The 10,754-nt window shown below is 71.3% G+C and carries 10 protein-coding genes; 5 read left to right on the top strand and 5 right to left on the bottom strand.

What is annotated here, in order from left to right; all coding sequences use genetic code 11:
- Window positions 1–58: 58 nt before the first annotated feature.
- The gene (locus tag D7W79_RS31395) at window positions 59–1,180 is read right to left on the bottom strand and encodes a polysaccharide biosynthesis/export family protein (protein ID WP_208729887.1); all 1,122 of its coding nucleotides are present in this window, start codon (window positions 1,178–1,180) and stop codon (window positions 59–61) included.
- Between the two features lie 309 nt (window positions 1,181–1,489).
- Here D7W79_RS31395 and D7W79_RS31390 point away from each other — a divergent pair, with 309 nt between their 5' ends.
- Complete coding sequence (locus D7W79_RS31390; protein ID WP_244222077.1) at window positions 1,490–2,386, top strand: GNAT family N-acetyltransferase; 897 nt, start codon at window positions 1,490–1,492, stop codon at window positions 2,384–2,386.
- A 30-nt stretch (window positions 2,387–2,416) separates the two neighbouring features.
- Window positions 2,417–3,283 carry a hypothetical protein gene (locus D7W79_RS31385; protein ID WP_120529054.1) on the top strand — a complete coding sequence of 289 codons (867 nt, stop codon included), beginning with the start codon at window positions 2,417–2,419 and terminating at the stop codon, window positions 3,281–3,283.
- Window positions 3,284–3,350: 67 nt separating this feature from the next.
- Here the strand turns inward: D7W79_RS31385 and D7W79_RS31380 are convergent, their stop codons facing one another.
- On the bottom strand, window positions 3,351–4,523 hold the full coding sequence (locus D7W79_RS31380; protein ID WP_120529053.1) for a zinc-dependent alcohol dehydrogenase: 1,173 nt from the start codon (window positions 4,521–4,523) through the stop codon (window positions 3,351–3,353).
- Between the two features lie 215 nt (window positions 4,524–4,738).
- Here D7W79_RS31380 and D7W79_RS31375 point away from each other — a divergent pair, with 215 nt between their 5' ends.
- Both D7W79_RS31375 and D7W79_RS45900 read left to right on the top strand, forming a co-directional pair.
- On the top strand, window positions 4,739–5,581 hold the full coding sequence (locus D7W79_RS31375; protein WP_244222076.1) for a helix-turn-helix transcriptional regulator: 843 nt from the start codon (window positions 4,739–4,741) through the stop codon (window positions 5,579–5,581).
- 45 nt (window positions 5,582–5,626) lie between these two features.
- Window positions 5,627–6,856 carry a hypothetical protein gene (locus tag D7W79_RS45900; RefSeq protein ID WP_120529051.1) on the top strand — a complete coding sequence of 410 codons (1,230 nt, stop codon included), beginning with the start codon at window positions 5,627–5,629 and terminating at the stop codon, window positions 6,854–6,856.
- 16 nt (window positions 6,857–6,872) lie between these two features.
- Here D7W79_RS45900 and D7W79_RS31365 read toward each other — a convergent pair whose 3' ends face one another.
- Window positions 6,873–8,195, bottom strand: coding sequence for a hypothetical protein (locus D7W79_RS31365; protein ID WP_120529050.1), 1,323 nt, complete (start codon window positions 8,193–8,195; stop codon window positions 6,873–6,875).
- Between the two features lie 47 nt (window positions 8,196–8,242).
- Entirely contained in the window at window positions 8,243–9,103 is an 861-nt protein-coding gene (locus D7W79_RS31360; RefSeq protein WP_244222075.1) for an ATP-grasp domain-containing protein, read from the bottom strand.
- A 242-nt stretch (window positions 9,104–9,345) separates the two neighbouring features.
- Between D7W79_RS31360 and D7W79_RS31355 the strand changes: the two genes are divergently transcribed.
- Window positions 9,346–10,371, top strand: a complete 1,026-nt coding sequence (locus tag D7W79_RS31355; RefSeq protein WP_120529048.1) for a serine hydrolase domain-containing protein — start codon at window positions 9,346–9,348, stop codon at window positions 10,369–10,371.
- Between the two features lie 7 nt (window positions 10,372–10,378).
- Here D7W79_RS31355 and D7W79_RS43925 read toward each other — a convergent pair.
- The coding region (locus D7W79_RS43925) for a hypothetical protein (RefSeq protein ID WP_158617095.1) at window positions 10,379–10,754 on the bottom strand (376 nt) is incomplete at its 5' end.

Genomic DNA, 10,754 nt, shown 5'->3' with positions numbered 1-10,754 from the left:
TCATCATCCTGCGTGCCGGGGCCGGGGCGGGGCGGCGTCACGCGTTGGGGGGTGCTCGTCATGGGTTTTCGATGATGATGGTTCTGTCTCCGATATCCACTGCCTGCCAGAGCAGCTGAACTGTTGGCTGGATTTGCTCGATGATCCGGTTCCACCGCGTCAAGTCGTGCGCGGAGACGAAGACAACGTCGCGTGGTTGTAATTGGAACTGCTCCGCCAGGAGCAGCGCGTCCGGCGACTTCGCGTCCAATTTGAAGATGGAGGGGCGGTCGAAGCTGCCCCGGATGACATACACGCGGCCCGGGTTGGACGTGAGCGGGTCGAAGCCCTCGGTGTCGCCAATGGCTTCCGCCAGCGTCATCCGTCCCTTCACCATCACGCGGGAGGACGGCTTGCGGACCTCCCCCAGCACGAAGACCTTGTTGCGGCTGCGGTCCGCGACGTTGACGATGTCGCCGTCCTGGAGCAGCCAGTTCTGGCTCACGTCCCCCTGTTCGTAGAGGGCCTGCAAGTCCAGCGTGAAGGTGACGCCGCCCCGGCTGAGCGTGACGGTGCGCAGGTCCGCCTCCGTGGAGAAGCCCTTCGCCTGGGCGATGGCGTCCTGCACGCGCAGGGGCACGTCGGTGATGGGCAGGGTGCTGGGGGCCACCACCTCCCCCGTCACCTGGACCTTCTGTCCCCGGAAGCCCACCACCCGCACGTCCAGCTGGGGCTTCTCGATGACGCTCGCCAGCCGCTGCGTGAGCAACTCGCGGATCTCCCGCAGCGTCTTGCCCGCCACGGGGATGTTCCCCACGTGGGGGTAGAACATGGTCCCGTCCGCCGCCACCGGGTGGCCGGTGGCCTCCGCGGGGCGGAACTCGCCGGCCGGGATGGTGAGCTCCGGGTGGTCCCAGACGATGACGCTCAGCACGTCGTGCGCCGTCACCCGGTAGTCATAGTCCGTGGCCACCCGGGCCAGCGGATCCACCTTCGGCGTGGGCCGCACCTGCCTGCGCGCCTCCAACTGGTGGCTGAGGAGGGACGCGTCGATGGGGACGATCTCATAGGCGCCGTCCGTGCCGGCGTCTGCCTTTCCGGCGTAGCGCTCCCGGAAGGCGTCCTCGTCCATCTGCATTCCCGGGCCCCAGGCACATGCGCTCATGCAGAACACCGCGGCCAATAGCAGGGCATGTTTCATAGGGCGGGGAATCTTCCGGACAAACCTTGCAAGCGTAAGCCCCGGACAATGCCAAATGTCTGGAAGCCGTTAGGCCCCGCTGGCGAGGTGACACATGCCCTGCCCTCGAGGGCTGGAATGGAGCGAAGCGCTGGAATCAGGACACCGCTCTGCACCCTGGGGGGCGGTGACGGACCGGGGGAGCATCCCCATACCCTCTGGCTGTTTCGAGCGGCCGTCCGGCCGCGCGCCTCGCCCCCGGGGGGACCCATCATGAACCGAGTGACACCCTGGAGAGCCGTCCTCGTCCCCGACGGAGGCCAGCGTGCCGTGTCGTCTGACTACTTCCGCTCCGAGCAGCACCTGCGCGCGGAAGGGGTGACGCACAGCCTCATCGTGGAGGACGGAGCGGGGCGGGCGCTGCGGGTGCCGCTCATCGTGCGGCCCATCGAGGGGACGGCGTACCGGGACGCGGTGTCGCCGTATGGGTTTCCCGGCGCGGAGCTGAACGGGCTCTCCGAGATGCCGGTGGACGCCATCGACTGGCGGGGCACGGAGTTGGTCAGCATCTTCCTGCGCGACCGCATTGGCGGGCCGTACTGCTTCGCGGGGGGGCGGCTGCGCAGGGAGGTGTGCCTCATCGACCCGAAGCTGCCGGTGAGGTTCCGGAGCGACCACGGCGCGGACATCCGGCGCAACGCCCGGCGCGGCTACGTCAGCGCGGCCGTGCCGGTGAAGGACGCCACGCAGGAGCAGCGCGAGGCGCTCAAGTCCCTCTACCGGGAGACGCTGGCCCGGGACCAGGCCGCGGAGCGGTACTTCTTCACCGACGCGTGGTTCGAGGAGGTCTTCACCTGTCCCTTCGCGTGGCTGGTGACGACGCGCGCCCCGGACGGGGCGGTGGCCTCCGCCGCGCTGGTGGTGCTGAGCGACGGGCTCCTGCATCACTTCATTGGCGGCACGGCGGACGCGTACCGGGTGCACTCGCCGGCGAAGAACGAGCTCCCGGTGATGGTGGAGCTGGCGGAGAAGCTGGAGGCCTCCGTCCACCTGGGCGGCGGCGTCCGGCCGGGGGACGGCGTGGAGCGGTACAAGCGCGGCTTCGCCAACGCCATGTCCCGGTTCTACACGCACGACCTCATCTGCGATCCGCAGGCGTACGCGCAGCTGTCCCAGGGCCACGCGGGCGGGGACTTCTTCCCCGCCTACCGCGCGCCCCGTTCCTGACGTTCCCGTGCCGTTGGTGGAGGGGTTTCCATGGTCCTGTCACTTCCCCAGCTCCGCGATGTCGCGGACGCCCGCTTCACGTGTCTGACGGAGCGCGAGCTCGCCGAGCGCCGGAGAGAAGAGGGCGTCCGCGTCATCTCCCACCGGGGGCACTACTGGGAGCAGTCGGGGGCGCCCGGCTTCTTCCAGCCCGTGCACCTGCTGGCGCGGCTGACGCCGGATGAAGCCACGCCGCCCACGCCGCTGGCCTGGGGCTACCGGGCGGCGCTGACGCCGGAGACGGCGAACGCCGCCACGGGCAAGGTCCCCGTGGTGCGGCTGAAGGACCTGGACACGTATGACACCAGCCGCCTGAACTCGAACCGGCGCAGCAAGCTGCGCAAGGCCCAGCGCACGGTGCGCATCGTCCAGCTCACGGGGCCCTCGCTGCTCCTGGAGCAGGGCTATGGCGTCGTGCGTGACGCCCTGACGCGCACGCAGCACAAGAAGATTCCCACGCTGGACGAGTACCTCAAGAGCCTGCGGCAGTACTTCACGTCCGACCACTGGTGCGTGCTGGCGGGGATGGTGGACGACAAGCTGGGCGGCTACCTGGACGGCTACATCGTGGACGGCATCGCGTATGGCTTCAGCGCCTACTACGCCACGTGGGCGCTGCCGACGAACATCTCCACCGGCCTCATCTACGAGTTCGCGCAGGTCTGCCGCCGGCTGGGGGCCCGGACGCTGGTGGGCGGGCTGCACGCGCGCGAGGTGGCGCAGCTGGAGCAGTTCAAGGACGAGCTGGGCTTCGTGGTGGATCCGGTGCCCATCCACTGGGGCATGAACCCGCTGGCGCGCGCCTTCATCCGCTGGCGCCGCCCTCACGCGTACTACCGGCTGACGGGGCAGGCCTGAGCCACACGACGGGCCCGGAAGGGGAAGCTTCCGGGCCCGCTCGCAATCGTGATGACGCAGGGAGGGACTACGGCGTCATCACGACCTTGATGCAGCCCTCTTCCTTGTCGCGGAACTTCTTGTAGAGGGTGGGGGCGTCCGCCAGCCGGGCGCGGTGGGTGATGAGCCGCGTCGGGTCGATGGCGCCGGACTGGATCTTCTCCAGCAGCGGCCGCGTGTAGCGGTGCGTGTGCGTCTGGCCCGTCTTCATGGTCAGGCCCTTGTTGACGAAGGAGCCCATGGGGACCTTGTCCAGGAAGCCGATGTAGACGCCGGGCACGGAGACGGTGCCACCCTTGCGGCAGCAGTGGATGGCCTGGCGCAGCGCGTGCGGCCGGTCCGTGGCCAGCTTCACCGCGGCCTTCGCCTTGTCGATGACGGCGTCCAGGCTGCCGGTGCCGTGGGCCTCCGCGCCCACGGAGTCGATGCAGCGGTCCGGGCCCTTGCCTCCGGTCATCTCCTTGAGGGTCTCGTAGACGTCCTGCTTCGTGAAGTCGATGGTCTCCGCCTTGCCCCAGGAGCTCGCGAGCGCCAGGCGCTCCGGCACGTGGTCGATGGCGATGACGCGGCCCGCGCCGAACATCCACGCGCTCTGGATGGCGAACTGGCCCACGGGGCCGCAGCCCCACACCGCCACGGTGTCGCCCTTCTCCATCTCGGTGTTCTCCGCCGCCATGTAGCCGGTGGGGAAGATGTCGGTGAGGAAGAGGACCTGGTCCTCGGTGAGGCCCTCCGGAATCTTGAGGGGACCGACGTCCGCGTACGGCACGCGCACGTACTCCGCCTGGCCACCGGGGAAGCCGCCCAGCATGTGCGAGTAGCCGAAGAGGCCGGAGGGCGAATAGCCCATCACCTTCGCGGCCATCTCCGCGTTGCGGTTGGAGCGGTCACAGAGGGAGAAGAGGGTCTTCTTGCAGAAGAAGCACTCGCCGCACGCGATGTTGAAGGGGACGATGACCCGGTCGCCCTTCTTGAGCTTCGTCACGCCGGAGCCGATCTCCATCACCTCGCCCATGAACTCGTGGCCCAGGACGTCGCCGCTCTTCATGGTCGGCATGTAGCCGTCCAGGAGGTGCAGGTCGGAGCCACAGATGGCCGTGCGGGTGACGCGGATGATGGCGTCGCGAGGGTCCTCGATCTTCGGGTCGGGGGCGGATTCGTAACGGACGTCGCCGTGGCCATGCCAGCAGATGGCTTTCATCGGGTGGGGCTCCTTCGTTCGTTGAAAGGCGTTTGGGCAAAGCTGGGGACTTGCAACGTGCATGGCCAACGTTCCCGGCCTGCCGCCGCCCGGCCGTCTGGCGCTCGGAAGAGGGAGGGGCATGCCCGGCCCGGTGTCACGTGCCCCCTGGACAAAGCAGGGGGGAATCCACGTCCGGTGATGCAATGGGGCCCGGGGCCGGTGCAAAAAGGGGTGTGGCCTCCGCACCCGTCCTCGACTTCGGCCGTTATCTGGGCACGCCGCTCCACCGCGTGGAGGTGGCGGGGCTCGTCCTCACGGAGAGCACGTACGCCCCTGGCGTCCGGCTGCCGTCCCACCGGCACCTGCACGCGGGCTTCCGGCTCACGCTGGAAGGCGGGTTCACGGACGTGGTGGAGGGCCGCGAGCGGGAGTGCACCGCCCGGTCGGTCGCCTTCCAGGCGCCCGGACTGGAGCACGCGCAACGCATCCGGGACGTGCGCACGCGCACCTTCAACATCGACTTCTCGGAGGCGTCCTGGCGGTCGCGGGGGGCGCTCGTGGCGGGGTTGGATCCGCGGGTGGACCTGACGTCGGTGCGGCTGGCCACGCTGGGGACGCGCGTGTACCAGGAGTTCCGGCGCGCGGACGACGTGGCGGCGCTGGCCATCGAAGGGCTGTCGCTGGAACTGCTGGCGGAGGCGGTGCGCGCGTCAGCGCCCGTGAGGGGCTCCGGGGCTCCGGCTTGGCTGCTGCGCGTGCGGGAGATGCTGGACGCGGTGCGGGGCCCGCCGCCCACGCTCGCGGCGCTGGCGCGGGAGGCGGGGGTGAGCCCGCTGCGGCTGGGGCGGGCCTTCCGTCAGGCGTACCGGTGCAGCCCGGCGGAGTACCTGCGGCGCTCCCGCCTGGAGCGGGCGGGCCGGGCGCTGCGCGAGACGGCGCGGCCGCTGGGCGACATCGCGCTGGAGGCGGGCTACTGCGACCAGAGCCACCTGACGCGCGAGTTCCGCCGCCGCCTGCACCTCACCCCGGCGGAGTACCGGCGGCTGGCGGGACGTGCATCCGGTTCCACGCGGTAGGTTCCGTCCAAGACGGCGGGGGGCGGGCGGTCCTATGTCCGGGGCATGACCCTGGAATCGCCTTCCTTCCGCCGCGCCGTGGCCCTGTTCGCGGCGCTGCTGTGGACCGCCTGCGCGGGCTCCCGGCCTGTCCCCGCGGCTCCGGAGCCCAAGGAGCCCGCGGTGCACCGCGTGGACTCCGGGCGCACGCACTGGGTGCTCCGTCCGTCCGAGGCCTACGACGCGCTGTGCCTGTTGAACCTGCTGCGGGGGGACGCGTTCTACACGCGCTTCTATCCGGCGGAGTTCCAGCGCTTCTCCGCGCTGCTGGGGGCCCCGGAGCAGGCCGCGCTCGCGCACCTCACCGAGCGGATGGCGAAGCAGGGCGGGAAGATGGTGGGGCCGTTCCTGACGCTGGTCTTCTCCGTCACGGAGGCCACCACGGTGGAGGACCTGGCGGCGACGGTGGCGGACGACGCGGCGTGGGGACGGATGCGCGCGGACTTCCTGGCCACGTCGTACGGGAAGGAGGACGGCTTCGCGGAGGTGGAGGCCGTGCGCAAGGACCTGGGCGTCCTGCTGGCGTTCCTCAAGCGCGTGGAGTTTCCGCGCATCTGGCGCGCGGAGTACCTGCCCACGGTGGAGCAGGCCATCGCGGGGCTGGCGGCGAAGGTGGCGCCGTACGACGTGGTGGGCTGGGATGAGCGGATGTTGGGCCGGGACCTCCAGGTGGCGGCGTTGAACGCGCACGTCCTGAAGTTCGCGAAGCCGCACGGCATCCGGGTGACGGGGTGGAACTTCCTCACGGACGCGACGTATCCAGCGGACGTCACGGTGAAGACGGCGGTGCATGAGCTGTTGCATCCGCCGTTCACGCGGGAGGGCGTGCTGGACGCGAAGCTGAAGGCGCTGGAAGCGGACCCCTACTTCCAGCGGCTCGTGCGCGAGCATGACCCGGCGTTCGGCTACACCACGGCGCGCGGCCTGACGGAGGAGGACTGCGCGGAGGCCATCGACGTCTATGTCAGCGAGCGGGAGGGGCTGCTGCGAAACCGCGAGGGCCGGGCGCTCACGGGCGCCGAGTTCTTCCGCGACCACGACGACGGCTTCCACGTCCTGGCCTTCGTGCTCTACGAGGAGTTCAAGCGCGCGGGCCCTTCACGGGAAGGGACGTACGAGTCCTTCCTGCTGGGCCTGTTCGAGCAGGGCGTGCTCAAGCCCGGTGAGCTGGAGCGCCGCTTCCGCGCCTCGCCGGGGCACTACCCCGTGAAGGCGCTGGGCGAAGCGGCGCGGTGACCCGGAGCGCGCTTCCTCACGGAGGGCTGTCCTGGGCCGTGCTCTTGTCCAGCCGGTCCTGGAGGGCCTTCCAGCCGCGGTTGCCCACCTCGCGGGCGCGGTCGAGCGTCTCGCCCGCGCCCTGGGCCACCTGCTCCGGGGAGAGCCCCGCCGTGCGCTGGCGCACCCGGTCCATCCAGACCAGCGGGGCGTAGAGCCGCTGTGCGCGGTCGGGACCCAGGAGCACGGTGAGCACGTGCTCCAGGCCTCCGGCTCGCGCCAGCAGCGTGCGGCCCAGGAGCACCGTCGCGCGCGTCTGCTGGAACAAGGGCAGGCTGTCCCCGTGCTTGCGCAGGGCCTCCGCGCTGTCGTGCACCTCGCGGCGCTCCGTCTCCTCCAGGTAGGGGCTGGCCGCGAGCTTGTCGAGCGACGCCGCGGCCTCCTCGTAACGTCCGCGCCGGGTGTGGATGAAGGCCCAGCCCCACCACGTCAGCTCGTTCTCCACGCCCAGCGTCTGGAGCGAGCGCAGCCCCTGCTCGATGTCGTCCTCGGCGGCGCGCTCGCGCTTCAGGCCCATGCGGTTCCACGCGCGCAGGAAGTGCCCCGCCGCGAGCACCGCTTCGCGCGACTGCGCGGGCGTGCCCTCCTGGATGGCGGGGAAGTCCTCCGGCGGAAGGCGCTTCGCCTCGGTGAGGAAGCCGGTCAGCTCCTCCTCGGCGGCGTAGTGGTAGCCCGCCTGGCAGAAGGCGGCGCCCCGGCTGGCCTGGACCGCGGCGCGCAGGGGCGCGGGCCAGTTGGGGGCGGGCGTGGCGCGCGACAGTTCGTAGAAGACGAGCTCCGTGGCGGGGATGCGGTCGGACTTCTCCGCGGCGTCCAGCACCAGCAGGATGGCGGCGAGGAAGGCGTGCTCCTGGCCTGCGTCGTAGGAGCGCAGGGGCGCGGATGCCCCGCGAGCCCACCGGGTCCACAGCAGGGGGAACTCGTCCTCGTCGCGCGTCTGGAGCGTCTTGCGTGCCTTGTAGAAGGCGATGCCCAGGTCCAGGTACGTGCGGGCCGCCGCGCGGGTCACCTCGTCGTTGACGGGCTTGTCGGGCAGCGCGCGCGTCTCCGCCAGGGCCTTCCAGAGCAGGGCCACCTCCTCCGGAGCCCGAGGGTCATCCTCCGCGCGCACGCTGAGCTTGAGCGCGCGGTAGGGCAGGAGCGCGACCGAGTCGCGGAGGCGCTGATCAATCTCCGCGCGCTCCTTCGCGGCGCGCTCGGCGTCGGTCTTCTGACAGCCTCCGCACGCGGTGAGTCCCACGAGGAGGAGGGCGGCGATGCGGTGGCGCAACCCTGTGCGTGCACGGGCGGAGTCCTTCATCCCGTGCACGCTACCACCGGCCGGAGCCTGTCTCCCCACCGTGCGGGCTAGCGCAGGTCGAGCAGCGCGGCGAAGAGGTCGCGCGGATCCAACCCGGGCGGCAGGCCGGACACGCCGCCGTCATTCACCTCCACCACCGCCCAGCCGCCGTCCTCCAGCATCGCCACGTCCAGCGTGAAGAACGGGGAGGGGATGCGCCGGCCCAGCGGCTCGAAGGCGGAGAAGTCCGGCACCTCCACGTCGAACTCGTGGTACGGCTCCGCGGCAATCAACCGGCCCCGGCCGAAGAACAGGCGGAACTCCAGGTGCGCGGGCCCCGCGGGCGTCCGGCCGTAGACCTTGAGCGGCAGGTAGCGGCGCACCACGAAGCCCCGCTCGAAGCGGTCGCCGCGCTCGTCGAGCAGGTTCTGGCAGATGCGCTCGAAGTCCTCGCGCGTGGCGTCCGCCGGCACGAAGCACGCCTCCGCCCAGCGCTCCTTCGCGGACTTCACGTGGTCCTTGAGGATCCACGGCGGCGCTCCCAGCTTCCGTGCCGCCCGCCACGCCTCCGCCGCGTCCGGCCCCTCCGTCCAGACCGAGCGCGCGGTGTAGCCGGCCAGCCGTGGGTACCAGAGGGGCAGGTAGTGCGCGGCGGCGTACTGCTCGGGCGTCGTCATCAGCTGGTGCCCCAGCGCCCGCACCGCTTCATCGAGCTCGCCGTACTCCTCCTCCGTGAGCATCCAGCCCCGGTACAGCAGCCGGAGGTGGCCCCGCTCCGGCACCCCCGTGAGCGCCCTCGCCGCGTCGCCCGAAAGGAGGGCGGAGAGGTCCGCCTGATACGTGTCCACGCCCAGTGCTTCGGCCGCGTCGGCCTCCACGTCGAACGGATCCGGCTGGTGTGGGTTGCGCCCGAACAGGAGCGCCTTCACGGCAGGGGAACCAGGCATCCAGGTGGCCTTTCGTCAGGGGAACGGGGACGGCGGGCCCACGCTGACGCGGGCGCGCGCGGGACCTGACACGGCCACGGCGGGCGCCGGAGGGCGCGACCGCGGGCGGCATGTCTGGACGAAAGGGCCTTCCAGGGGGCCGACGCCCCTGCACGGTGATGCCTGACAGAAGCGCTCCCGGAAGGCTTGCTTCCCCGGGCAGCGGCCTCGTAAAGCGCCACCCCATGTCGAACCCTTCCGACCTCCTCCACGCGGAGCTGCGCCCCTACCTGCGCGGCTACCCGACGGCCTCCGTGTGCGCGGCGATGACGTGGCGGGGCGCGCTGCACGTCGAAGGCCTGCGAGGCAAGGGGACGGCTCCGGCCACGGACGCCCTCTTCTCGCTGGGGGCCCTCACGGAGGTCTTCACGGCGGCGCTGCTGTCGGTGATGGCGGAGCGCGGCGACGTGCGGCTCGACGAGCCCCTGGGGAACCTGATTCCCCGGTCGCTGCTGAGCGACGAGGTCGCGCGGAGCATCACGCTGGAGCAGCTGGCGACGCATACCTCCGGGCTGCCGCACCTGCCGCCGAACCTGGCCGCGGCCCCCCAGAACCCGGACGACCCGTTCGGCCAGTACTCCGCGGCCCTGTTCGGCGAGTTCCTCCGCGACTACCACCCCCGGAAGCCGCCGCCGCACCCGTCCTCCGAGTCCTTCCTGGGCATGGGGGTGCTCGGCCACGCGCTGTCCCGGCGCATGGCGCTGAACTACGGGCACCTGATGCGGGACGTGCTCTGCAAGCCCATGGGGCTCGTGGACACCACGGCGCGCGTCACGGAGGAACTGGCCCCGCGCCTGTTGCAGGGCCACACCGCGCGCGGCAAGCCCGTGCCGCCCTGGACCTTCCCGGCGCTGCCGGGGGGAGGGGCGCTGCACTCCACGGTGGCGGACGTGATGCGCTTCCTGGAGACCGGCCTGGGGCGGGGGGAGACGTCCTTCACGAAGGCCCTGTTCCGGATGCAGGCGCCCCGGGTGAAGGCCGGGCCCTTCCAGCGCGGTCTGGGATGGAACGTGTCCCAGGTGCGCGGCAAGGACGTGGCGTGGCGCTCGTCGGTGATGGGCGGCTACGTGGGCTTCATGGGGCTCAGCGTCGCGGCGGACGCGGCCGTGGTGTTGCTCGCGGACCACGGCTGGTCGCTGTGGGCCGCGCTGCGGGGGCGCGTGCCCCTGGAGGCGCCGGGGCTCGCGCTGATGTCGCGGTTCCTGCCGTGAAGCGCGCTCAGGGGATGCTGAAGCGGTAGACCTGGAATCCGCCCGAGGACGCCATCTCGAAGTCGCGCACGTTGCGCGGGGCGCCGTTCTCGCTGCGCTGGGCGAGCTTGAAGTCGCCGGTGCCGTTGCTGGCCTGGAAGCGGAACTCGTACTGGCCCGGTTCGGTGGGCAGCGCGGCCGCGGACATCTTGGTCACGGCGAGGTTGCCGAAGCCCGGCAGGGGTTCGCCCTCCGGGCGGCGCACGGAGCCGATGGCGCGCAGGAAGGGCGAGCCGCCGGTGAGGATGAGGAACTGGGGCTCGGCGGTGCGCGCGGGCTTCGCCGGTGCGGAGGGCGCGGGGGTGGGCTCCTCGGTGGTTGGCGCCGCGCCCTTGGCCGAGCGC

The organism is Corallococcus exercitus (genome assembly GCF_003611585.1).
GTDB classification, from domain to species: Bacteria; Myxococcota; Myxococcia; order Myxococcales; family Myxococcaceae; genus Corallococcus; species Corallococcus exercitus.
This window is presented reverse-complemented; position numbering and strand designations above follow the sequence as displayed.

Excerpts from the sequence above, each read along its gene's own strand:
- D7W79_RS31395 (WP_208729887.1), bottom strand. The coding sequence starts at position 1,180 with ATGAAACATGCCCTGCTATTGGCCGCGGTGTTCTGCATGAGCGCATGT.
- D7W79_RS31385 (WP_120529054.1), top strand. The coding sequence starts at position 2,417 with ATGGTCCTGTCACTTCCCCAGCTCCGCGATGTCGCGGACGCCCGCTTC.
- D7W79_RS31380 (WP_120529053.1), bottom strand. The coding sequence starts at position 4,523 with ATGAAAGCCATCTGCTGGCATGGCCACGGCGACGTCCGTTACGAATCC.
- D7W79_RS45900 (WP_120529051.1), top strand. The coding sequence starts at position 5,627 with ATGACCCTGGAATCGCCTTCCTTCCGCCGCGCCGTGGCCCTGTTCGCG.
- D7W79_RS31365 (WP_120529050.1), bottom strand. The coding sequence starts at position 8,195 with ATGAAGGACTCCGCCCGTGCACGCACAGGGTTGCGCCACCGCATCGCC.
- D7W79_RS31355 (WP_120529048.1), top strand. The coding sequence starts at position 9,346 with ATGTCGAACCCTTCCGACCTCCTCCACGCGGAGCTGCGCCCCTACCTG.